Annotated in this window: 21 protein-coding genes; 12 read left to right on the top strand and 9 right to left on the bottom strand. The window is 65.0% G+C overall.

Going from position 1 to position 22,261, the window contains the following annotated elements; all coding sequences use genetic code 11:
• The first annotated feature begins 8 nt into the window (after positions 1–8).
• The 8 genes from fdhF (at position 9) to FJ425_RS14750 (ending at position 8,985) form a co-directional block, all read left to right on the top strand.
• Complete coding sequence (gene fdhF, locus FJ425_RS14790; RefSeq protein WP_140724425.1) at positions 9–2,921, top strand: formate dehydrogenase subunit alpha; 2,913 nt, start codon at positions 9–11, stop codon at positions 2,919–2,921.
• 144 nt (positions 2,922–3,065) lie between these two features.
• A complete protein-coding gene (fdhD, locus tag FJ425_RS14780; RefSeq protein ID WP_140629185.1) occupies positions 3,066–3,896 on the top strand; it encodes a formate dehydrogenase accessory sulfurtransferase FdhD in 831 nt (276 codons plus the stop codon).
• Positions 3,886–4,197 carry a formate dehydrogenase subunit delta gene (locus FJ425_RS14775; protein WP_140629183.1) on the top strand — a complete coding sequence of 104 codons (312 nt, stop codon included), beginning with the start codon at positions 3,886–3,888 and terminating at the stop codon, positions 4,195–4,197. The genes fdhD and FJ425_RS14775 overlap by 11 nt, the downstream gene beginning before the upstream one ends.
• Positions 4,198–4,309: 112 nt before the next feature.
• Positions 4,310–5,863, top strand: coding sequence for an alpha/beta fold hydrolase (locus FJ425_RS14770; RefSeq protein WP_140724422.1), 1,554 nt, complete (start codon positions 4,310–4,312; stop codon positions 5,861–5,863).
• A gap of 109 nt (positions 5,864–5,972) precedes the next feature.
• Positions 5,973–6,446: a carboxymuconolactone decarboxylase family protein gene (locus tag FJ425_RS14765; RefSeq protein ID WP_140724419.1), complete on the top strand. Its 474-nt coding sequence runs from the start codon at positions 5,973–5,975 to the stop codon at positions 6,444–6,446.
• 79 nt (positions 6,447–6,525) lie between these two features.
• Complete coding sequence (locus tag FJ425_RS14760) at positions 6,526–6,888, top strand: nuclear transport factor 2 family protein (protein ID WP_140543087.1); 363 nt, start codon at positions 6,526–6,528, stop codon at positions 6,886–6,888.
• A 40-nt stretch (positions 6,889–6,928) separates the two neighbouring features.
• A complete protein-coding gene (locus FJ425_RS14755; protein WP_140724416.1) occupies positions 6,929–7,243 on the top strand; it encodes a hypothetical protein in 315 nt (104 codons plus the stop codon).
• 335 nt (positions 7,244–7,578) lie between these two features.
• On the top strand, positions 7,579–8,985 hold the full coding sequence (locus FJ425_RS14750; RefSeq protein WP_140724414.1) for an FAD-binding oxidoreductase: 1,407 nt from the start codon (positions 7,579–7,581) through the stop codon (positions 8,983–8,985).
• Between the two features lie 183 nt (positions 8,986–9,168).
• On the opposite strand, the gene FJ425_RS14745 is transcribed toward FJ425_RS14750, so the two are convergent.
• From FJ425_RS14745 to FJ425_RS14705, 8 genes are all read right to left on the bottom strand, one after another.
• Positions 9,169–10,596, bottom strand: coding sequence for a gamma-aminobutyraldehyde dehydrogenase (locus FJ425_RS14745; RefSeq protein WP_140724411.1), 1,428 nt, complete (start codon positions 10,594–10,596; stop codon positions 9,169–9,171).
• A 104-nt stretch (positions 10,597–10,700) separates the two neighbouring features.
• A complete protein-coding gene (locus FJ425_RS14740; RefSeq protein WP_140629170.1) occupies positions 10,701–11,516 on the bottom strand; it encodes an ABC transporter permease in 816 nt (271 codons plus the stop codon).
• A complete protein-coding gene (locus FJ425_RS14735; protein ID WP_181175926.1) occupies positions 11,506–12,411 on the bottom strand; it encodes an ABC transporter permease in 906 nt (301 codons plus the stop codon). The genes FJ425_RS14740 and FJ425_RS14735 overlap by 11 nt, the downstream gene beginning before the upstream one ends.
• 271 nt (positions 12,412–12,682) lie before the next feature.
• Positions 12,683–13,681 (bottom strand): ABC transporter ATP-binding protein, encoded by a 999-nt coding sequence (locus FJ425_RS14725; RefSeq protein ID WP_140724405.1) that lies wholly within the window; start codon positions 13,679–13,681, stop codon positions 12,683–12,685.
• Positions 13,682–13,856: 175 nt separating this feature from the next.
• Positions 13,857–15,011, bottom strand: a complete 1,155-nt coding sequence (locus tag FJ425_RS14720) for an ABC transporter substrate-binding protein (RefSeq protein WP_140724402.1) — start codon at positions 15,009–15,011, stop codon at positions 13,857–13,859.
• A gap of 283 nt (positions 15,012–15,294) precedes the next feature.
• Positions 15,295–16,206, bottom strand: a complete 912-nt coding sequence (locus tag FJ425_RS14715; RefSeq protein ID WP_140629159.1) for a LysR substrate-binding domain-containing protein — start codon at positions 16,204–16,206, stop codon at positions 15,295–15,297.
• Positions 16,207–16,275: 69 nt separating this feature from the next.
• Positions 16,276–16,611, bottom strand: coding sequence for a VTT domain-containing protein (locus FJ425_RS32010; RefSeq protein ID WP_281407506.1), 336 nt, complete (start codon positions 16,609–16,611; stop codon positions 16,276–16,278).
• Between the two features lie 263 nt (positions 16,612–16,874).
• Positions 16,875–17,474, bottom strand: a complete 600-nt coding sequence (locus FJ425_RS14705; protein WP_140724399.1) for a methyltransferase domain-containing protein — start codon at positions 17,472–17,474, stop codon at positions 16,875–16,877.
• Positions 17,475–17,672: 198 nt separating this feature from the next.
• On the opposite strand from FJ425_RS14705, the gene FJ425_RS14700 reads away from it, so the two are divergent.
• The 4 genes from FJ425_RS14700 (at position 17,673) to FJ425_RS14685 (ending at position 21,102) form a co-directional block, all read left to right on the top strand.
• Positions 17,673–18,347, top strand: coding sequence for a response regulator transcription factor (locus FJ425_RS14700; RefSeq protein WP_140724396.1), 675 nt, complete (start codon positions 17,673–17,675; stop codon positions 18,345–18,347).
• Positions 18,344–19,696, top strand: a complete 1,353-nt coding sequence (locus FJ425_RS14695; RefSeq protein ID WP_140724393.1) for a HAMP domain-containing sensor histidine kinase — start codon at positions 18,344–18,346, stop codon at positions 19,694–19,696. Before FJ425_RS14700 ends, FJ425_RS14695 begins: the two co-directional genes overlap by 4 nt.
• A gap of 70 nt (positions 19,697–19,766) precedes the next feature.
• Positions 19,767–20,216: an Rrf2 family transcriptional regulator gene (locus FJ425_RS14690; RefSeq protein WP_140629150.1), complete on the top strand. Its 450-nt coding sequence runs from the start codon at positions 19,767–19,769 to the stop codon at positions 20,214–20,216.
• Positions 20,206–21,102, top strand: a complete 897-nt coding sequence (locus FJ425_RS14685) for an NAD(P)/FAD-dependent oxidoreductase (RefSeq protein ID WP_140629148.1) — start codon at positions 20,206–20,208, stop codon at positions 21,100–21,102. Before FJ425_RS14690 ends, FJ425_RS14685 begins: the two co-directional genes overlap by 11 nt.
• A 21-nt stretch (positions 21,103–21,123) precedes the next feature.
• Here FJ425_RS14685 and FJ425_RS14680 read toward each other — a convergent pair whose 3' ends face one another.
• Positions 21,124–21,888 carry a DeoR/GlpR family DNA-binding transcription regulator gene (locus tag FJ425_RS14680; protein ID WP_140629145.1) on the bottom strand — a complete coding sequence of 255 codons (765 nt, stop codon included), beginning with the start codon at positions 21,886–21,888 and terminating at the stop codon, positions 21,124–21,126.
• Between the last annotated feature and the right edge of the window lie 373 nt (positions 21,889–22,261).

Below are 22,261 nucleotides of genomic sequence, written 5' to 3'. Positions count from 1 at the left end.
GCTGGCAGATGAACATCAAGGCCGACTTCCCGACACTCATCCAAGAGATCGACTACGGCACGCCGGAGTCGAACGCGACGAAGCAGGTGACCCTGACCGTCGACGGGCAAAGCATCACCGTGCCGGAAGGCACGTCGATCATGCGCGCGGCGATGGAGGGCGGGGTCGAGATCCCGAAACTCTGCGCCACCGATATGCTGGACTCCTTCGGTTCCTGCCGCGTCTGCCTGGTCGAGATCGAAGGACGCGGCGGCACGCCGGCCTCCTGCACGACGCCGGTCGGCGAAGGCATGGTGGTGCGCACGCAGTCGGACCGGCTCGACGCCATCCGTCGCGGCGTCATGGAACTCTATGTCTCCGACCATCCGACCGGCTGGAACGAGAAGGCCGGAACCGGCGCCAGCGAGTTCGACGCAGTGGCGAAGTCGGTGGGTCTCACCGAGAACCGCTACGGCGTCGAGGGCCGCAACCACGTCAAGCAAGAGAACGGCGTCGCGCCCGGCCACGGCTCATTGGCCGTCGACTACATCGCCCGCGACGAATCCAATCCCTATTTCACCTATGATCCGGCACAGTGCATCGTCTGCTCGCGCTGCGTGCGCGCCTGCGAGGAGGTGCAGGGCACCTTCGCGCTGACCATCGAGGGCCGCGGCTTCGAATCGCGCATGGTCGCCGGCATGCATGAGGACTTCATCGCTTCCGAATGCGTGTCCTGCGGCGCCTGCGTGCAGGCCTGCCCGACCGACGCGCTGCGCGAGAAGACCGTGCTCGAGAAGGGCATGCCGGAGCGCTCGGCCGTCACCACCTGCGCCTATTGCGGCGTCGGCTGCTCGTTCAAGGCCGAGGTCAAGGGTGACGAGGTCATCCGCATGATGCCCTACAAGGACGGCAAGGCGAACCACGGCCATAGCTGCGTCAAGGGCCGTTTCGCCTATGGCTATGCCACGCACAAGGACCGCATCCTGTCGCCGATGGTCCGCGAGAAGATTTCCGATCCGTGGCGCGAAGTGAGCTGGGAAGAGGCGATCGCCCATACGGCGAAGGAATTCCGCCGCATCCAGTATCAGTATGGACGCACGGCGATCGGCGGCATCACGTCCTCGCGCTGCACGAATGAGGAAACCTATCTCGTCCAGAAGCTGGTGCGGCAGGGCTTCCGCAACAACAATGTCGACACCTGCGCGCGCGTCTGCCACTCGCCGACCGGCTACGGGCTCGGCCAGACCTACGGCACCTCGGCCGGCACGCAGGATTTCGATTCGGTCGAGTTCACCGATGTCGCCGTCATCATCGGCGCCAATCCGGCTTCGGCCCATCCGGTGTTCGCCTCGCGGCTGAAGAAGCGGCTGCGCCAGGGCGCCAAGCTGATCGTGCTCGATCCGCGCCGCACCGAGATGGTCAAGTCGGCGCATATCGAAGCCGACTACCACCTGCCCTTGAAGCCCGGCACCAACGTGGCGGTGCTGACGGCGCTGGCGCATGTCATCGTCACCGAAGGCCTGTTCGACGAGGCCTTCATCCGCGAGCGCTGCGACTGGGCCGAGTTCCAGGACTGGGCGTCCTTCGTCGCCCTGCCGGAAAACAGCCCTGAGGTGGTCGGCAAGCTCTCGGGCGTCGATCCGGAACTTATCCGGGGTGCCGCGCGCATGTACGCCAAGGGCGGCAACGGCGCGATCTACTACGGCCTCGGCGTGACGGAGCACAGCCAGGGCTCCACCACGGTGATCGCCATCGCCAACCTCGCCATGGCTACGGGTAATATCGGCCGTCCGGGTGTCGGTGTGAACCCGCTGCGCGGCCAGAACAACGTGCAGGGCTCCTGCGACATGGGCTCGTTCCCGCATGAATTGCCGGGCTACCGCCACATCTCGGGCGAAGCGGTGCGCGACATCTATGAGAGCCTGTGGGGCGTCAAGCTGGACGACGAGCCGGGCCTGCGCATCCCCAACATGCTGGACGCCGCCGTCGACGGTTCGTTCAAGGGCATCTACATCCAGGGCGAGGACATCCTGCAGTCCGATCCGGACACCAAGCATGTCGCCGGCGGCCTCGCCGCGATGGAATGCGTGGTCGTGCACGACCTCTTCCTCAACGAGACGGCGAACTACGCGCATGTCTTCCTGCCGGGCTCGACCTTCCTCGAGAAGGACGGCACCTTCACCAATGCCGAGCGCCGCATCAACATGGTGCGCAAGGTCATTGAGCCGAAGGCGCGCTATGCCGACTGGGAAGCGACGCAGGAGCTTGCCCGCGCCATCGGGCTCGACTGGAACTATACCCATCCCTCGCAGATCATGGACGAGATCGCCCAGACGACGCCGAGCTTCGCCGGTGTTTCCTTCGAGCTGCTCGACCGCGTCGGCTCGGTGCAGTGGCCGTGCAACGAGAAGGCGCCGCTCGGCACGCCGATCATGCATGTCGACGGCTTCGTGCGCGGCAAGGGCAAGTTCATCCGCACCGAATATGTGGCGACGGACGAGCGGACCGGTCCGCGCTATCCGCTGCTGCTGACCACCGGCCGTATCCTGTCGCAATACAATGTCGGCGCGCAGACAAGGCGCACCGAAAACGTCGCATGGCATGCCGAGGACCGGCTGGAGATCCATCCGCACGACGCCGAAGTCCGCGGCGTGCACGAAGGCGACTGGGTGCGACTGGCAAGCCGTTCGGGTGAAACGACGCTGCGCGCGCTGATCACCGACCGCGTCTCGCCCGGTGTCGTCTACACGACCTTCCACCACCCCGACACGCAGGCCAACGTCATCACGACCGACTTCTCGGACTGGGCGACCAATTGTCCGGAATACAAGGTTACCGCCGTGCAGGTGGCGCCGTCCAACGGTCCGACCGACTGGCAGAAGGATTATAACGAGCAGGCCAAGCAGAGCCGGCGCATCGCCCCGCTGGAAGCGGCGGAGTAGGTGTGTCGGGGCAAGAGCTTCAATCTTGACGGCTGATCGACCCCCACTCCGTCGAGCTTCGCTCGACACCTCTCCCCCGATCGACGGGGGAGAGGAAAGGCGCGAGTTGCTGCGAAGGATGGGCAGTACAGGGAGGCGCGCCTCGTGACGAACGAACGTCCCGCCATTTCCCAGATCTCTCGCCTCGCGCATCGCGCCGGCAGCACCGCGGCCGCGAACCGCATGGTGCCGGAAGAGACGCCGGTGGCGTTCTCCTATGCCGGCACCACGCATGCGGTGATGATGGCGAGCCCCGCCGATTTCGAGGATTTCGCGCTCGGCTTCTCGCTGACCGAAGGCATCATTGCCGACCCGGCAGAGATCGAGGCGATCGAGGTCGAGGATCTCGGCGCCGGCATCGACATCCAGATCAAGCTGAAGGACAAGGCCAACACGCGTTTCCAGGCGCGGCGGCGCAGGCTGGCCGGGCCGGTCGGCTGCGGGCTGTGCGGCATCGAATCCATCGAGGAAGCGATGCGCTCGGTCGATGCCGTTGGTGCGTCGCGACTTACGCTTCAATCGGAAGATATAACAAGCGCCGTCCGCCTGCTGTCGAAGCAGCAGCCGCTGCACAAAGAGACCGGCGCGGTGCATGCCGCCGGCTTTTACGTTCCCGGCAAGGGCATCGTCATGGCGCGCGAGGATGTCGGCCGCCACAACGCGCTGGACAAGCTGGCCGGCGCGCTGGCCAAGGCCGGCATCGACGGTGCGAGCGGCGCCGTCGTGGTGACGTCGCGCGTCTCGGTGGAGATGGTGCAGAAGTCGGCCGCCATTGGTGCTTCGATCATCATGGCGGTTTCGGCGCCGACGGCGCTTGCCATCCGCACGGCCGACGCCGCCGGCATGACACTGGTGGCGCTGGTTCGCGGCGACGATTTCGATATTTTCACCCACCCTGAACGGGTGGCTTCCGGAGTTGCCAAGCATGTCGCATGACGAAGACCACATCGCCAGCACCAGGGAAAAGCTGGTGCGCATGGCCAACCAGATCGCCGCCTTCTTCCATTCGAAACCGCGCGAAGAAGGTATTGCCGGAGTTGCCGAGCACATCAACAAGTTCTGGGAGCCGCGGATGCGGCGCCAGTTCTTCGAGATGCTCGACGCCGGCACCGAGAATTTCGACGAGCTCGTGGTCGCTGCCTCGGCCAGGATCAAGCGGCCGATCAGCCCCGCGGAGGCCGACATGAAGCTTGGGCTTACGGCCTTCCCGGCTGATATCGCCGCTTCGCAAAAATAGCGTAGCGACCGGGCGGCCTTATATTTCTTTCTGCTAAAATTTAAGCTGCCGCTATCGGCGCGGCTCTGCTATGTTTAACGATCGGAAATCGTCGGGCCGGGCGGAAGAACTCGTGAGGCCGATCGAGACGCGATATGCCCGCAGCGGGGCCGTGCGGATCGCCTATCAGGTGGTCGGCCAGGGCGCGTTCGATCTTGTGTTCGTGCCGGGCTTCATCTCCAATCTCGATCTGCACTGGGAAGACGAGGGCTACAGCCGCCTGTTGAAACGGCTTTCGGCTTTCTCGCGGCTGATCCTGTTCGACAAGCGCGGCACCGGACTCTCCGACCGTGTCGATACCCTTCATCTGCCGAACTTAGAGACCCGCATGGACGACGTGCGCGCCGTGATGGACGCCGCCGGCAGCGGCCGCGCGGCGATCCTCGGCGCCTCGGAAGGCGCGCCGATGGCGATGCTGTTCGCCGCCACCTATCCGGAGCGGACGCGCGCGCTGGTGCTTTATGGCGGCTATGCGCATTTCCACAAATGGGTGATGCCGCCGGAGCGCCTGGAGGCCTTTATCGAGACGGCGGAGACGGCGTGGGGCACCGGCGCCACCTTGCCCAATTTCGCGCCCGGCCGGGTGGACGATGCGCATTTCGCCCAGTGGTGGGCCCGGTTCGAGCGGCTGTCGGCCAGCCCGACCGCCGCGGCAGCCCTTGCCCGCATGAACGCCGATATCGACGTGCGCGGCATCCTGGCGATGATCAGCGCGCCGACGCTGCTCATCCATCGCCGCAACGACGTCCGTGTCGACCCTGACGCCAGCCGCTTCCTCGCGAAGAAGATCCCGCATGCCCGGCTGGTCGAGATAGCCGGGCGCGATCATCCGATCTGGACCGGCGATGTCGATCGGGTTGCCGACCTGATCGAGGAATGCCTTACCGGCGAGCCGGCGGTGGCCGACACCGAGCGCGTGCTGGCGGCGCTGCTGGTGACGCGCATCTACGACACGGCCAGGCTCGGCGATCGTATGTGGAGCGAGCGCAGCCAGCGCTTCCAGGAAACCTGGCGGCTTCTGGTCGGCCGCCATGGCGGCCGGACGGCCGGCACGCATGGCGAATTGATGATGTCGCGCTTCGATGGGCCGGCGCGCGCCGTGCGCTGCGCCGCGGCATTGCGCGAGGCGGCGCAACAGATCGGCGTGGCGAGCGCGCAAGGCGTGCATGTCGGCGAGACCGAAATGCGCGGCCAGCCGGTCGGGCTGACGGCACGGGTGACAATGCAACTCGCCGCGCATGCCGGGCGCGGCGATATCCTCGCCTCACGGCTGGTCGCCGATCTTGCGACAGGTTCCGGCCTGCACTTCGTCGATGCCGGCCGCGTCAGCCTCGACGAGCTGGACGAGCCCATGCCGGCGGTTCTTGCGACGTCGGAGCAGCATCTGGAGCCGGCCTGCCGTCCCAAGCCCAAGCCGGCCGAGCCGACGGCGCTGACAGCTCGCGAAAGCGAGGTGGTGAGCCTGATCGCCGACGGCAAGAGCAATGCCGCGATCGCCGCCGAACTCAGCCTCAGCGAGCATACGGTCAAGCGCCATGTCGCCAACATACTGCTCAAGCTCGACCTGCCGTCGCGGGCGGCGGCGGCAGCGTTCTCGGCCAGACATGCTGGCCCGGACGGGCCATGAGAGCCATGGCGCTTTCGGGCGAAGCGGTCGAGGCGCCCTAAGAGGTATCAATTCTTCCCATGCGGGCTGGGCGATGTCGCCGAAAACGCCCCGCCAAATGGAGGATGAAATGCTGAAACTCAGTCGCAAGATCGGATTGCTGGCATTTGCCGCGGGCGCATTGCTGGCCATCACCCCCGCGATGGCCGAAGACGCTTCGGCTACCGCCGCCTACAAAGACATCCAGGCCACGCTCGGCACGGTGCCGGACATGTTCAAGATTTTGCCGGACGTCGCGGTCGCCGGCGCCTGGGCCGAGATCAAGGGGGTGCAGCTCAACCCCAAGACCGCGCTCGACGGCAAGACCAAGGAGCTGATGGGCCTCGCGGTCGCCTCGCAGATCCCCTGCCAGTACTGCATCTATTTCCACACGCTGGCGGCCAAGGCGAACGGCGCGAGCGACGAGGAGATCAAGGAGGCCATCGCGATGGCGGCGATCGTCCGCCACTGGTCGACGATGCTCAACGGCAGCCAGGTCGACCTGGCGACCTTCAAGAAGCAGACCGACGACCTGTTCGCGGCAGTCAAAACCAAGTCGCAATGAAAAACCCCTGCCCGGCACCAAGCGCCGGGCGGCACTTTCGCATATCAACCGCCCAGACGATGGGCACATGGAGGACGACATGCTGACCAAGACACAGACAGTGGACGGCGCGGCGATCAAGAAGGCGATCGAAGGCCGTGACGGCAAGCTCCTATCGAGCTTCTACAATGACGACGCGCTGGTGCGGGTGATCGACCGCAACAATCCGCCGAGCAAACCGCGCGAGATCCGCGGCCGGGCGGCGATCAGCACCTTCTGGGACGACATCTGCAGCCGGGCGATGACCCACAAGGTGGATACCACCATTACCGAGGGGGACAACCTCGCCTTTATGCAAGCCTGCGCCTATCCGGACGGCACGAAGGTGTACTGCGCGGCGATGGTGGAGCTGAAGAACGGGCGGATCGCGCGGCAGACCGTCGTTCAGGCCTGGGACGAATAGTTAACAGCGGCTCAACCGCAAATCAGGGAGGAGAACCAAAATGTTCAGTGCCAGATGGCAGATCGACGCCAAGTTCGGTCACAAGCAGACCGCGCTCGAGCTGATGCGCAAATGGGAGCGCGAGATCGGCTCGCAGGTCGGGCTCGCCGACATGAAGTTCCAGCTCATGACCGGTTCCGTGGGCGCGCGCGAAGCGACGATCGAGGCGCACCACCAGGTCGAAAGCCTGGCCCAGTTGGAGGAATTCTTCGCCAAGATCGCCAAGATCGACGCGCATGCCAAATGGGGCAAGGAGCTGGAGCCCTATGTGGTGTCGGGCACCAGCCAATGGACGATCTTCCGGATCGTGGAATAGCTGCATCGTCGAAGAGCCGGGGCTGAGAGGCCGCCGGCGAGCACGAAGGCGCGAGCGGCTGCGACGCGAGCGGCCGCTCGTTATCACCAGATCGACAAGGCCAGGGGCCGAGCACCCCAGCATGGGCAAACCCGGCGGCACTCCTGGCCGCCATATCATGGCTCACCTGGGCCATGCTCCGCTGGTCCTTTCGGGCGAAGCGGCGCGCACCGGATTGGTGCAATGTGCTGTTCCTGCACCATCCAACGCACCCGTCCGTCGAGGCGGCATAACGAAGCAACAAATGCGTCGCGCCGACGCCGCATGGCGATGGGCGCAATCAAGGGAGCAAATCGATGACCGACGAAACCCATGCAAAACTGCGTGAAAGCCTGCGCGGAGACGTGATCGCGCGTGACGATGCCGGGTATGACGAAGCCCGCAAGGTCTATAACGGCATGATCGAAAAGCGCCCGCTGCTGATTGCGCGTTGCGCCGATGTCGCCGACGTGATCACCGCTGTAAAATACGCGCGCGACAACGACCTGCTGATCGCCGTGCGCGGCGGCGGGCACAACGGCGCCGGGTTGGGGATTTGCGACGACGGGCTCGTCATCGACCTGTCGATGATGAAGGGGGTCCATGTCGATGCGAAAACGCGCACCGTGAGGGTCGCACCCGGCTGCACATCGGGCGACGTGGACCATGCCACCCATCCTTTCGGGTTGGCCGTTCCGGCCGGGATCGTCTCGACCACAGGCGTTGCCGGCCTAACGCTCGGCGGCGGGACGGGCTATCTCACACGCAGATACGGCCTCACCATCGACAATCTGATCGAAGCCGATCTGGTGCTGGCCGACGGCAGCGTGGTGACAGCCAGCAAAGCGGAGAACCCCGACCTGTTCTGGGCGCTGCGGGGCGGCGGCGGGAATTTCGGCGTCGTGACAAGCTTCCTGTTCCAGGCCCATCCTGTGAACATGATCTTCGGCGGCCCGGTGTTCTGGGAGGCCAAGGATGCGCTGGCCGTCATGCAGACCTATCGCGACTACCTGCCGGAGGCGCCGGAAGATCTTGGCGCTTTTGTCGGCCTGAAAACCGTTCCCTCGACCGATCCCTTCCCGCGCGAATACTGGGGCAAGCGCGCATGCGCCATCATTTCCTGCTACAACGGCACCGAGGAGGACGGCCGCAAGGCCATGGCGCCACTGCTCGACACTCTGCCCCCACCGATCTTCAACTGGATGGGCGTGATGCCGTTCCCGGCCCTGCAGGCGTTGTTCGACCCGCTGCTTCCGAAAGGCCTGCAATGGTATTGGAAGGGCGATTTCGTCAAGTCGCTTCCCGACGAAGCCATCGCGACCCATATCGCGCAGGCCGCCGAGGCGCCGAGCGAATTGTCGCTCATGCATCTTTACCCGATCGATGGCGCCGTTCGCCGCATCGGCAAGAACGAGACGGCATGGAACGCGCGCGACGCAACCTGGTCAATGGTCATCGCCGGCATCGATCCCGATCCAGGCAAGGCCGCCGACCTCACCAAATGGGCCAAGAATTACTGGGCGAGCATCCATCCCCATAACGGCGAAGGCGGATACGTGAATTTCATGATGGACGACGAAGGAGAAGCACGCGTGCGGGCGAGCTATGGCGCAAACTACGAGCGGCTGAGCCAGGTGAAGCGCATCTATGACCCCCTCAACGTCTTCCGGGTCAACCAGAACATCAAGCCCGCGACATCGGAGATGGGCAGGACGGCTGCTTAGTTTTACGCTGCCTCTGCCGACACAGGGACCGTCGCCGAGGTCGGATTGCCTCCGAATTGCTCTTCGCAATCCGGCCGGCAATCCGGGTGAGGGGTGACTCGGCGCCAAGCTGGAACACCCCTCATCCGCCTCGGCGCTGCGCACCGATCCACTTCTCCCACAGGGAGAGAAGGGAAAGCTGCACTACCCGTGCGCAACCATGACGTGGCGGACGGCGGTGTAATCCTCCAGCGCGTAGAGCGACATGTCCTTGCCGTAGCCGGATTGCTTCAAGCCGCCATGCGGCATCTCGTTGGTCAGCATGAAATGGGTGTTGATCCAGGTGCAGCCATATTGCAGGCGGGCGGCGGTCGCCATGGCGCGCGAGACGTCCTTGGTCCATACCGACGAGGCAAGACCGTAGTCGCTGTCGTTCGCCCAGTTCACGGCCTCATCGACATCCGTGAAGCGGGTGACCGAAACGACCGGACCGAACACCTCGCGGCGCACGATCTCGTCCTCCTGCAGCGCGCCGGCGACGACCGTCGGCTGGTAATAGAAGCCGGAGCCTTCGCCCGGCTTGCCGCCGGTGGTGATCTCGATGTGCTTCAGTTCCGAAGCGCGCTCGACGAAGCTCGACACACGGTCGCGCTGGCGACGCGAGATCAGCGGCCCGATCTCGTTTTCGGTATCGTCCGGCTGGTTGTACTTGATGGTCGAGACGGCCGAGGAGAGCTCGGCGACGAGCTTTTCGTAGATCTTCTTGCCGGCATAGATGCGGCAGGCGGCGGTGCAGTCCTGACCGGCATTGTAATAGCCGAAGGCGCGCAGACCGTTGACCACGGCGCCGAGGTCGGCGTCATCGAAGACGATGACCGGCGCCTTGCCGCCGAGCTCCAGATGCGTGCGCTTGACCGACTTGGCGGCCGCCTGCAGCACCTTTTTGCCGGTTGCGACATCGCCGGTGATGGAGATCATGTTGACCTTGGGGTGGTTGATCAGCGTGTTGCCGACGCTGTCGCCGCGGCCGAGCACCACATTGACGACGCCCTCGGGCAGGATCTCGGAAAGTATCCTCGCCAGTTTCAGCGCCGTCAGCGGCGTCTGTTCCGACGGTTTGAACACGACGGTGTTGCCACCGCCGATCGCCGGCGCCAGCTTCCAGGCCATCATCATCAGCGGATAGTTCCAGGGCGCGATGGAGGCGACGATGCCGATCGGGTCGCGCCGCACCATCGAGGTGTGGCCTGGAATATACTCGCCGGCCACCTGGCCGGGCATCGAGCGCACCGCGCCGGCGAAGAACCGGTAGCAGTCGACGATCGCCGGAATCTCGTCATTGAGCACGGCGTTGATCGGCTTGCCGCAGTTCAGCGCTTCGAGCGCGGCGAACTCCTTCGCTTCGGCCTCGATGCGGTCGGCGATCTTCAAGAGATAACCGGAGCGCTGCGCCGGCGTGGTGCGCGACCAACTGACGAACGCCTGTTCGGCGGCCCTGACGGCGGCTTCGATCTGCATCGGACTAGCCTCCGGCAGATTGAGGATCGTCGCCCCGGTCTTCGGATTGAGGATCGGCTCCTCGGCCTCGGTGCCCTTCTCGAATCTCGAGCCGATCAGCATTTGGGTGTCCATTGGATTTCTCCCTTAACAGGAGCGAATAGGGAGTAGCGAATAGCGAGTAGGGTTGGGCCATCGATTTCCCTATTCGCTATTCGCTACTCCCTATTCGCTGTTTTTCATTTTCCACTGCCCGCAATCTGATCGCCGTCGCGGGTCAGGTAATAGGCAAAGAGGATCGGCAGTAACGTCACCAGTACGACGACCATGGCCACGACATTGGTGACCGGGCGCTGGCGCGGGCGGATCAGCTCCTCCAGCATCCAGATCGGCACGGTCTGCTGCTGGCCGGCGGTGAAGGTGGTGACGATGACCTCGTCGAAGGACAGCGCGAAGGCGAGCATGCCGCCGGCAAGCAGCGCGGTTGCGATGTTCGGCAGCACGACATGCCGAAAAGTCTGGAAACCGTCGGCGCCGAGATCCATCGAAGCCTCGATCATCGAGCCCGAGGTGCGGCGGAAGCGGGCGACGGCGTTGTTGTAGACGACGACCACGCAGAAGGTCGCGTGACCGAGCACGATCGTCCAGAATGAGAACGGGATATCGGCGAGCGCGAAGGCCGAGCGCAGCGCAATGCCGGTGATGATGCCGGGCAGCGCGATCGGCAGGATGACCAGCAGCGAGATAGCCTCGCGGCCGAAGAATCGCGTCTGCGAGACGGCCGCCGCGCAGAGCGTGCCCAGCACCAGCGCGATTGCCGTTGAGATGGCGGCGACCCGGACCGACAGCGACAGCGCCTCCCAGACGTCGGGCCGGTTCCAGGTGACGGCGAACCATTGCGTGGTGAGCCCCGGCGGGGGCCAGACGAAACTCTTCTCTTCCGTCGTGAAGGCATAGACGAAGATCAGCAGGATCGGCAAATGCAGGAAGAGCAGGCCGCAGGCGGCGGCGATCTTCAGGCCGAGCGGAGCGGATTGACCACGGTCAGAGCGCATCGAAAGCCCCCATGCGCTTGGCGCCCCAGAGGTAGAAGCCCATGATGACGATGGGCACCACGGTGAAGGCGGCGGCCAAAGGGATGTTGCCGGCGGTGCCCTGCTGCGAATAGACGGCCTGGCCGATGAACAGCCGCGAGGTGCCGATGATCTGCGGGATGATGTAATCGCCGAGCGTCAGCGAGAAGGTGAAGATCGACCCGGCGACGATGCCGGGCAGCGCCAGCGGGAACAGCACATTGCGGAAGGTCTGGCCGGGTGAGGCGCCGAGATCGGAAGAGGCCTCGACGAGATTGCCGGGCACGCGCTCGAGCGCGGCCTGAACGGGGAGGATCATGAAGGGCAGCCAGACATAGACGAAGACGATGAAGGTGCCGGTGAAGGAGACCGACAGCGAGTTGCCGCCGACGATCGGCAGCGCCAGCCACGCGTCGAGCAGCCACAGAAGGTTCAGCTTGGCGAGCAGCCAGGTGAGGATGCCTTCCTTGGCGAGGATCAGCTTCCAGGCGTAGATCTTGACCAGGTAGCTCGACCACAGCGGCAGCATGACGCCGAGATAGAACAGCGCCTTCCAGCGGCCGCGCGCATAGCGCGCCGCGTAATAGGCGATGGGGAAAGCGATGATCGCCGAGGCAAGCGTGACCAGCGCCGCCATCGTCACCGTGCGCAGGATGATGTCGAGATTGGCGGCCTGCAACAGGTCGCCATAGGTCTTCAGCGTGAACTCGCGGTTGATGAGGCCGGAAAACTCGTCGATCGAGAAGAAGCTCTGCAGGAGCAGCGCGAACAGCGAGCCGATATAGACGATGCCCAGCCAGAGAACCGGCGGGGCGAGCATCAGGAGGAGGAGCAGCTTTGGCCGGCGCCAGAAGAGGTCGGAGAGCGCGCCACGCATGCCGCCGCTGCCGGGCAGGATGGCGGGGGTGGGGTTGGAACTGAGGGCGGCGACGGTCATGGCGCCACCGTGTACGAACCGAGGTCGCGATCCTTCGCCCCCCTCTCTGTCCTGCCGGACATCTCCCCCTCAGGGGGGGAGATCAGCAGTTTCTCGGCCTCGCCCATCCTGCCACGTTGGAGATTGGCGAAACCCGACAGGACAGCCAATCTCCCCCCTTGAGGGGGAGATGTCCGGCAGGACAGAGAGGGGGGCCTCGCGCAAACCTTCATCATGCCGGCTCGTCCATCAGATGCAGGCTGTCGCGGTTGAAGGTCAGCATCACCGCCTCGCCCTCGGCCGGCAGCGCCATTCCCGCCGGCAGCACCGCATGCAGCCTCAGCCCATCGGCATCGAGCGCCAGCCTTGTCGTGGCGCCGAGATAATTGGTCCCGACCAGGCGCGCGGCAACGCCGTTGCCGCTTGCCGCGCTGGAGATGCGGATCGACTCCGGGCGCAGGCTGCCCCAGCGGTGTTGGCCCGCATAGCGCTGGACGAAATCCGGCGGCAGCACATTGGACGAGCCGACGAAATCGGCCACGAAGCGCGTGTTCGGCCGCTGGTAGATATCCTCCGGCGTGCCGACCTGCATGATCTTGCCGTCGTTGAAGACGGCGACGCGATCGGCCATGGACAGCGCCTCGCCCTGGTCGTGGGTGACGAAGACGAAGGTGATGCCGAGCACTTTCTGCAGCGACTTCAACTCCTCCTGCATGTTCTCGCGCAGCTTGAGGTCGAGCGCGCCGAGCGGCTCGTCGAGCAAAAGCACCTTGGGCTGGTTGACCAGCGCGCGGGCGAGCGCCACGCGCTGGCGCTGGCCGCCGGAAAGCTGGCCGGGGCGGCGCGCGCCGTAGCCCGGCAGGCGCACCAGCGAGAGCGCTTCCTCGGCCGCCTTCAGCCGCTCGGCCTTGCCGACGCCCTTGACCATCAGGCCATAAGCGACGTTGTCGAGCACGTTCAAATGCGGAAACAGCGCGTAGTCCTGAAAGACGGTGTTGACGTTGCGGCGATAGGGCGGAACGCCTTCGGCGCGCTCACCGAAGATGGAGATCGAGCCTGCCGTCGGCTGCTCGAAGCCAGCGATGAGACGCAGGCAGGTCGTCTTGCCGGACCCGGACGGCCCGAGCATGGCGAAGAACTCGCCGGCCACGATGTCGAGATCGACAGCGTCGACGGCGCGCACGCTGCCGAAATGGCGCGAGACTTGTTTGAAGGAAACGGCAGAGGTCATGGGCCCAGTCAGTTCAGTTGCCGGTTAAACGAAGGTGAGTTCGCACGACGCCCTACCTCCCCTCGATGGGGAGGTCGCGGCGAAGCCGCGGGTGGGGGTGGTTGGCGCCAACGTCCATGCTGACCCCCACCCCGACGCTACGCGTCGACCCTCCCCACAAGGAGGGTAAGGGAGCTCACCGGCCGCCGATGACGCCGATATAGTCCGACACCCAGCGGTAATAGGGCACGCACTGGTCGTTCTGGCTGGCGCATTTCGACACCGGCGTCTTCCAGAACTTGATCTTGTCGAAATTGTCGTAGCCGTTGGTCTTGCAACCCTCGTCGGTCAAAAGCTCGTTGCCCTTGCAGGCGGCGGGCACGACGGGCAGCGAGCCGAACCAGGCCGAAACGTCGCCCTGGACCTTCGGCGACAAGGAATGCTCGAGCCACATATAGGCGCAGTTCGGGTGGGCGGCGTCGGCTTCCATCATGGTGGTGTCGGCCCAGCCGGTGACGCCCTCTTCCGGCACGGTCGAGGCGACCGGCTTCTTGGCGGCGACCAGCGTGTTGACCTGATAGGGCCAGGAGCCGGAAGCGACCACGCCCTCGTTCTGGAAGTCGTCGACCTGGATCGCGGCATCATGCCAGTAGCGGCCGACCAGCGTGCGCTGCGTGCGCAAGAGCTCGAGCGCCGCCTTGTACTGGTCCTCGTTGAGCTCGTAGGGGTCCTTGATGCCGAGCTCCGGCTTGTGGAACATCAAATAGTTGGCGGCGTCGGCGATATGGATCGGGCCGTCATAGGCCTGGACGCGGCCCTTGTTCGACTTGCCGTCGGGCAGCTTCATCTCCTCGAAGACGACGTTCCAGCTCTTGGGCGCTTCCTTGAAGACTTCGGTGTTGTACATCAGGATGTTCGGACCCCACTGGTAGGGAACGCCGTAATGCACCTTGTCGACGGTGAACCAGGGCGCGTCCTTCAGCCGGTCGTCGACGGTCTTCCAGCTTGGGATGAGATCGGTGTTGATCGGCTGCACACGCTTGCCGGCAACGAGGCGCAGTGAAGCATCGCCCGATGCGGTGACCAGGTCGAAGCCGCCTTCGTTCATCAGCGAGACCATCTCGTCCGAGGTGTTGGCGGTCTTGACGTTGACCTTGCAACCGCTTTCCTTCTCGAAAGCCGTCACCCAGTCATAGCCCTTGTCGGTCTCGCCGCGCTCGATATAGCCCGGCCAGGCAACGATGTTGACCTCGCCCTCGCCCTTGCCGAGTTCCTTGACCTGGGCCATGGCCTGCGCGGAAAAAGTCAGCGCGACAGTCAGCGCCGTGCACGACTTCAGGAATGCATTCATTATCGATCTCCCATTTTGGCGCATGACCCCGAAAACCGGCTCGGTTTTCGGAAAGGATCATGCGCAAACTACAAAGGGTCGGAGCTTCATGCTCCGACGGCAGCGCTCTCGGGGCGCAGCTTTGTTCCCTGAGCGAAAGTGCGGTGAAAAATCCGGTTTCGCAAATTCATTTATCAGAAAGCCGATATCGGTTTTACCGATACTTTTTGACGCAATTCCGGACGGAGGGCTACGGCGAAGTCGCCGAACCCAACCGCTCCACACTTTTCCTGGAATTGCTTGATCACGGCCGCTGGCGCACCATGCGCTGCGACTGCGCGAGGCCGATGAAATCGCGAGCCGCCTGCGGCAGGGCGGAGCCGCGACGCCAGACCGTGCCGACCTGAACCACCGGCAGCGAGCCGGAAACGTCGCGCGATTCGATGCGATCGCCTTCCAGCGACCAGGGCCTGTAGACGAGGTCGGGCAGCAGCGCCACGCCGGCGCCGGTGGCGACCAGACTGCGCACCGCCTCGACCGAGCGGGTGCGGAAGGCGACATGCGGCCTGGCGCCGATCGCCGACAGCAGCTTGCCGGTGTTCTCCTCGATCTCGTCGACGGTAAGCATGATCAGCGGCTCGGAGACGATGTCATTGACCCCGATGATGTCGGCGCTGGCGAGCCTGTGGCTGAGCGGAATCCACAGTCGGTAGGCCGAAACTTCCAGGATTTCCGACTGCAGCGCCGTTCGGTCGCGCAGATTGGACGTCACCATGACGGCGATGTCGAGCTTGCCGCCGACCAGAAGGTGCTCGAGATAATCGCCATTGTCCTCGATTGCCGAGACCTCGACGCCGGGATAGGCGCGCCGGTAGCGGGCGAGCAGGTCGGACAGCACATAGCCGGCGACCAGCGAGGTGACGCCGAGCTGCAGACGGCCGCCGGCGGCGGCCTGCTCGCTGGAGAAAGAGCGGCGCGCGTCGGAAACGTCGGCCAGGATCTTGGTCGCGTGGCGCAGGAACTGGTGGCCCTTATGGGTGATGTTCAAGCCGCGCGGATGGCGCTCGAAGAGCTCGACGCCGAGATCGCTCTCTAGCTCCTTGATCGCCTCGGTGACCGAGGACTGGGAAATCGACAGGTTCTGCGCGGCGCCCGAGACGGTGCCCTGCTCGGCGACGGCGACGAAGAACTGCAATTGGCGGATGGTGAAAGCCATGGCCGGACTAAACACCGGCGCGCGCGGGAAAGGAAGCGGGCGCAGCCGGCTTGTTCACGCCGGCAACTCCTAGCCTCTTGCGACGCGGTGCCAGCGGGCGCGCAGCGCAATGAAGAACGTGACTTCCAGCGCGAGCACGACCGCCATGATGCGAAGCGCCACCGTCGGCAGATCGTGGACGCCGTCGCGCATCGCATAGCCGGCAAGAAGGAAGCCGGCGTTCCACAGCATCGCGCCAAGCAAGGTGGCCAAAGCGAATGACAAGGCCGGCAGGCGCAGCGCGCCGGCGGCGATCGGCAGATAATTGCGCACCGTCGGCACGAACTGCGCCAGCAGCGAGGCTTGCATTTGGTTGCGGCGGTAGGCGCCGGAGAAACGCAGATAGGTTTCGTGGCGAAGGAATATAGCGGCCGAAGCGCCCGACGAGGGCTTCGGCGCGCGCAGGCCCGAGCCGGGCAGCCATCGAACACCAGAACAGGCAAACCGGCCGTCGAAGCCAAGGTCGTCACCGCCAGCAGGACGCCGAGTGCCGCCAAGTCAGACGCCCTGGTCATGCCGAGAAAGAGCAGCAGCACGTGCGACGGCGGCACAGGCAGGATCTTTTCGGTGAGAGCGAGACAGGCGGCGCCCGATCAGGCCAAGTCCGAGTGCCGCCGACAGGAGATCGGTCATGCGAAGCGCCAGTCATAGGTGCCGAGGCTCTTGATCCTGGAGACACGATAGACCGACGCCGGCGGAAAGTTGCGAAAGGTGCCGCCGATACGGACCGCCTCGAGGTCGAGCCTGTCGAGCACCGTCTGGTCGAAAGGACACCGGCGGCCATAAGTGAATTGGTAGAGCGCCGCGCCCGGCCGAAGACTGGCAAAGACGCCTTCCAGGATCGCGGATGACTTGCGCGGCGATATCAGGCGAAACGGCAGTCCGCTGACCGCCGCGCCGACGACCGGGCCATCGAACAGCGGCAGATGGCGCAGGCCGGCCGCATCCATCTCGACGATACGCGCCGCCGGGAAGCGGCGCGCGAGCAGCGAGACAAAATCCGGATCGGACTCGACCAGCGTCAGGTCGTTTTCGCGGATCCCGCGCTGCAGCAGGGCGCGCGTGAAGGGGCCTGTGCCCGGCCCGAGTTCCAGCACCGGACCTGAGTCGGGACCGATCTCGCGCGTCATCAGCGCCGCTAGGCTCGGGCTCGAGGGCGTGACCGAACCCACCCGGAACGGCGCCAGCGTCCAGGCCATCAGGAAGGATAGAGCATCGCTTGCAGGCATGTTGACCTCATTGCTTGCGCGGGCGAATCGGGCTGCCCGGCATTCGACAAGGCGCTGTTTGCGGGTGGCGGATTGCATGGACATTGCGCATCGCGTGGTGGCACGAAAGAAAAGGCTCGCGCATCGGCGAGAACCGGCGCCATGTTTGCGCAATCTTGGCGCGATAATCGGCCGGCGAGGGATTGCAAGGGATGTTGAATGCGTATCCTGCTGGTCGAGGATGAGCCGGAAATGGTTTCGGCATTGCGGGCCGCACTGTGGCGGCACGACATGGTGGTCGACCATGCCGGCTCGCTGCTGGAAGCGGAAGGGTTCGTGGCGGTAGACGGCTATGACGCGATCCTGCTCGACCGGCAGTTGCCGGGCGGCGACGGGCTGACGCTGGTGCCGAAGCTTCGCGCAGCAAGGAACACGACGCCGGTGCTGATGCTGACGGCCAGAGGCGACACCGCCGACAAGGTCGACGGGCTCGACATGGGCGCCGACGACTATCTGGCCAAGCCTTTCGCCTTCGAGGAACTGCTGGCGCGGCTGCGAGCATTGCTGAGACGTCCGGCGGCGATCGAGGCCCAGACCATCCGCTCCGGCCATGTTTCGCTCGACGTCGGCCACCGCGAAGCCTCGATCCGCGGCGAACCGCTCGCCCTGCCGCGCCGCGAACTGCTGGTGCTGGAAGCGCTAATGCGGCGAACGGGGCGCATGGTGCAGCGCGAGGCCCTGATGGAAGCCGTGTTCGGGCTGGACGACGAGATCCAATCCAACGCGCTCGATACCCATGTCTCGCGGCTGCGCCGCAAGCTCAGCGAAGCCGATGGCGGGGTCGTCATCAACGGCATTCGCGGCGTCGGCTACCTGCTGCGCGAGATCACATGAGCTTGCGCCGGCCGCGTTCGCTGAAATGGAGCCTGGTGCTGCGCATTGCCGTCCTGCAATGCGTGATGCTGACGCTGATCATCGCCGGCATTATCGGCGCAATGCTCGCCACCGGGATCATATCGCACGATTACGAGGACGGCACGATGGATGTGCTGGCGGATGCGGTGACGCGCGACGCCGACGGGGCGTTGGCGCTGAAGGAAAATTCCGATCTGACCAGGCTGCGTTCGGATGTCCCGGACCTCTGGTTCATCATCCGCGACCAGCAAGGAAATCGGCTTCAGGAAGGAACCGTGCCGGCGAAATTCCAGCCTTTTGTCGGCCTGCTGGATAATATCAGCGATGCCCGCATCGACCCCGCCGTCGGCGAAGCATCGCCGCCGGGCGGAAAGATCCGGTGGTCGGACACGGCGGCCGGCAAGGTCCAGATCATGAGCGGCACCAAGGGGAAGCTTGCTTTGTTTCGGGTGCTCGGACAGGCGCCAAATCTTTTCCTGTGGGGAATATTGCCGCTGGCCGGGCTGATGGCGCTCGCCACGCTGTTTGCGACACCCTGGGTGGTGCGCGGTGCGCTTTCCGGCCTCGGCAACGCGGCGCGCGCGGCGGAGCAGATCGAGATCGACAAGCGCGGCGCGCAGTTGCCGCTGGATGGGGTGCCGAAGGAGGTCACGCCGCTGGTCGATGCGGTCAATGCCGCCTTGTCGCGGCTCGATGCCGGTTATGCACAGCACAAGCGTTTCCTGACCGATGCCGCGCATGAGCTCAGAACGCCGGTCGCCATTCTCAACACCCGGCTCGCCGCGCTGCCGGCAACACCGGAGCGCGCCAGGCTGTTGCAGGATGCCGCGCGGCTGTCGACGCTGGCCGACCAGTTGCTCGACCTGCAGCGGCTCGATCGCCAGGCCGAGCATTTCGGGCCGGTTGACCTGGTCCTTCTTGCCCGCAACGTCGTGATCGACCTGGCGCCGATGGCTTTTGCCGCCGGCTACGAGATGTCGTTCGAGCCGGCAAAGGAAAAGCTCATCGCGCGCGGAGACCGCACGGCCATCGAACGCGCCGTGACCAATCTCGTCCAGAACGCGATCGACCATGGCGGCAAGGCCGGCCGGATCACCATCAGCGTAAGCCTGCCCGCGATGATCGATGTGCTGGACGAAGGCGACGGCGTGCCGGCATCCGAACGAGAGCGGATCTTCGAGCCCTTCTATCGCCTGCATCCGCAGGACCATGGCGCCGGCCTCGGCCTCAACCTTGTTCGCGACCTGATGCAGCTGCATGGCGGCAAAGTCGAGGTGCTCGACGGCAAGCAGGGCGGCGTCTGTTTTCGGATGATCTTTCCGACCTGACGCACAACCGTGCGTTGGCGGCAGTCCAGCCGAGTTTGACATTGGGGCGATTCGTAACTAGCTAAGTTACATGAAACGCAACAGCCGCCTGTCCTCGACCCTGCATATCCTGGTCCATATGGCCGAGGCCCCCGACCGTGCGCTGACCTCCGAAGAGCTTGCCGGCTTCATCCACACCAATCCGGTGGTGGTGCGACGCACCATCGCCGGGCTGCGCGAGGCCGGCATCGTCACCTCGTCGCGCGGCCATGGCGGCGGCTGGCAGCTCGGCCGCGCGCCGGACAAGATCTCGCTGGCCGAGATCAGCGGCGCGCTCGGCGAGACGCTGTTGCCGTTCAGCACCGAACCGGAAAGTCCCGGATGCCTCGTCGAGCAGGCGGTGATCGCCGTGCTCGACGATTTTCGCCTGGAGGCGGAAAGGCTGCTCACTGAGCGGCTCAGCAATATCACGCTGGCCGACCTGACGGCCGATTTCCGCCGCCGTTATGACCTCATTGGAGTATCCAGCCATGCAGTATGATGTGATCGTCGTCGGCGGCAGCTTTGCCGGCCTGTCCGCCGCCATGTATGCGGCGCGCGGGCGGCGCAAGGTGCTGGTGATCGATGCCGGGCAGCCGCGGAACCGCTTCGCCGAACATTCGCACGGCTTCTTCGGCCAGGACGGACGGGCGCCGGCGGACATTCTCGACGAGGCCAGGCGACAGCTGCTTGCCTATCCTGCCGTCAGCGTGATCGACGGCCGCGCCGAGCGGGCCGCCATTGCCGGCAGCGGCTTCGAGGTCCGGATAGACGATGGCGAGGGTTTCGGCGCGACGCGGCTGGTGCTCGCCACCGGTGTCCGGGACATCCTGCCGGACGTTCCCGGACTGGCCGCGCAGTGGGGCAAGACGGTGCTGCATTGTCCTTATTGCTATGGCTACGAGGTGGCCGGCGGGCCGCTCGGCGTGCTGGCGACCGGACCGATGTCGCTGCACCAGGCCGAGCTGATCTCCGACTGGGGCGACGTCACGCTGTTCGCCGACGGTTTGTTCGAACCGGACGCTGACCAGGCGCGGGCGTTGGAGAAGCGCAACATCCGGTTCGAGCCGGGCAAGGTGAGCGAAGTGCAGAACGACGGGTCCGGCGGCCTGGTCGTCAGGCTCGACGGCAATCGCAGCGCGAGCGTGCGGGCGCTGTTCACCGCGCCGCGCAACGTGATGGCAAGCCCGCTCGCCGAGCAGCTGGGCTGCGCCTTCAACGAAGGCCCGCTCGGCAAGGCGATCGTCGTGGACGACAAGCAGCAGACATCGGTGCCTGGCGTCTTCGCGGCAGGAGACGCCGCGCGCCTGATGCACAACATCGCCTTCGCGGTGTCGGGCGGCGCGATGGCCGGGGTTGCGGCGCACCAGTCGCTGGTGTTCGGCTAGCCTCTTATTCCTTGGGCGCCGTCAGGCCGCGGCGATACTGAGCCGGGCGCCGGCCTGGCTCAGCGCGGCGGCTATATCGCGTGGCGGCGGCTGGTCGGTGGCGAGCTCGGAAAAGCCGTCGAAGCCGCAAACCCGGACAAGTCCCTGGCGGCCGAACTTGGAATGGTCGGTGACGACCAGCGAGCGCTGGCCGCGCGAGAGCACCATGCGGGCGAACTCCGCCTCGTCCAGATCGTAGTCGGTCAGGCCGGCGGCCGCATCGACGGCTCCGATCGAGATCACCGCATGATCGACCGAAAAGCGGCTGACGAACTCGATCGCCGAAATGCCGAAAGCCGCGCCTGAATCGCTGCGCAGCTCGCCGCCCGCCATGTAGACCTTGTTGCCGTTCACAGTCGCCAGCGTGCGGGCAATGTCGGAGGAATTGGTGACCACCGTCAGCCGGCGATGGCCGAGCAGCTCGCGCGCGAGGAAGGACGTGGTCGTGCCGGTATCGAGCATGATCGCCTCGCCATCGCGGATCGTGGCCGCGACCATCCTGGCGATCAGGCGCTTGGCTTCGGCATTCTCGCGCATGCGCCGTTCGAACGGCGCCTCGCCCAGCATCGAGGCAAGACCCACGGCGCCGTGCATCTTCAGCACCGACCCGTCATCGGCGAGCGGCTTGATATCGCGCCGCACTGTTTCCAGCGAAACGCCAAGCCGCTCGGCGAGGCTGGCTATGGTGATCGTGCCCTCCTCGCTGAGGAGCCGCAGGATTTCGCCGTGCCGTTTCGAATGGATCATCGGGTGTGTCCGGGAATTCTGACCGAATTTAAGGCTTTGGCAGCGCTTTGAAAGAAATTGCTTATACTTTCGGGCAAAACACCCAAAAAAGGTCGCAGCTTTTGGATTGACAGCGCTGCCACGCTGGCGTGACATTGACCTTGTGACAGGCTCGGAACTGCCGCGGGAGGGTGATGGCAGAGCCGCAACCTAGTGACCAGATCGCCTGGAACCAGCCAGGCGCGAGCTTTTATCGAATCCGCGGGGGCGGATGCCGGGATATCATGCCTGGCCAAGGGGCTCGTCGGTGCGGTGCGGGATACCGATCCTGGCGTCTCGCACCGACGAGGCTTTTTCATGTTCTCCCAGCCTTGTTTTCCGCGGGACCGGTTGG

This window comes from Mesorhizobium sp. B2-7-2 (genome assembly GCF_006440775.1).
Classification (GTDB): Bacteria; Pseudomonadota; Alphaproteobacteria; order Rhizobiales; family Rhizobiaceae; genus Mesorhizobium.
Note: the sequence above shows the minus strand (reverse complement) of the source record. Positions and strands in the feature narration are given on the sequence as shown.

Bases quoted from the DNA above. Each gene is read 5' to 3' on its own strand.
- FJ425_RS14750 (WP_140724414.1), top strand. From the start codon at position 7,579: ATGACCGACGAAACCCATGCAAAACTGCGTGAAAGCCTGCGCGGAGAC.
- FJ425_RS14695 (WP_140724393.1), top strand. From the start codon at position 18,344: ATGAGCTTGCGCCGGCCGCGTTCGCTGAAATGGAGCCTGGTGCTGCGC.
- FJ425_RS14740 (WP_140629170.1), bottom strand. From the start codon at position 11,516: ATGCGCTCTGACCGTGGTCAATCCGCTCCGCTCGGCCTGAAGATCGCC.
- FJ425_RS14765 (WP_140724419.1), top strand. From the start codon at position 5,973: ATGCTGAAACTCAGTCGCAAGATCGGATTGCTGGCATTTGCCGCGGGC.
- FJ425_RS14705 (WP_140724399.1), bottom strand. From the start codon at position 17,474: ATGCCTGCAAGCGATGCTCTATCCTTCCTGATGGCCTGGACGCTGGCG.
- FJ425_RS14690 (WP_140629150.1), top strand. From the start codon at position 19,767: ATGAAACGCAACAGCCGCCTGTCCTCGACCCTGCATATCCTGGTCCAT.
- FJ425_RS14775 (WP_140629183.1), top strand. From the start codon at position 3,886: ATGTCGCATGACGAAGACCACATCGCCAGCACCAGGGAAAAGCTGGTG.
- FJ425_RS14735 (WP_181175926.1), bottom strand. From the start codon at position 12,411: ATGCGTGGCGCGCTCTCCGACCTCTTCTGGCGCCGGCCAAAGCTGCTC.
- FJ425_RS14725 (WP_140724405.1), bottom strand. From the start codon at position 13,681: ATGACCTCTGCCGTTTCCTTCAAACAAGTCTCGCGCCATTTCGGCAGC.
- FJ425_RS14700 (WP_140724396.1), top strand. From the start codon at position 17,673: ATGCGTATCCTGCTGGTCGAGGATGAGCCGGAAATGGTTTCGGCATTG.
- FJ425_RS14715 (WP_140629159.1), bottom strand. From the start codon at position 16,206: ATGGCTTTCACCATCCGCCAATTGCAGTTCTTCGTCGCCGTCGCCGAG.
- FJ425_RS14685 (WP_140629148.1), top strand. From the start codon at position 20,206: ATGCAGTATGATGTGATCGTCGTCGGCGGCAGCTTTGCCGGCCTGTCC.
- FJ425_RS14755 (WP_140724416.1), top strand. From the start codon at position 6,929: ATGTTCAGTGCCAGATGGCAGATCGACGCCAAGTTCGGTCACAAGCAG.
- FJ425_RS14720 (WP_140724402.1), bottom strand. From the start codon at position 15,011: ATGAATGCATTCCTGAAGTCGTGCACGGCGCTGACTGTCGCGCTGACT.
- fdhF (WP_140724425.1), top strand. From the start codon at position 9: ATGAACATCAAGGCCGACTTCCCGACACTCATCCAAGAGATCGACTAC.
- FJ425_RS14745 (WP_140724411.1), bottom strand. From the start codon at position 10,596: ATGGACACCCAAATGCTGATCGGCTCGAGATTCGAGAAGGGCACCGAG.
- FJ425_RS14760 (WP_140543087.1), top strand. From the start codon at position 6,526: ATGCTGACCAAGACACAGACAGTGGACGGCGCGGCGATCAAGAAGGCG.
- FJ425_RS14680 (WP_140629145.1), bottom strand. From the start codon at position 21,888: ATGATCCATTCGAAACGGCACGGCGAAATCCTGCGGCTCCTCAGCGAG.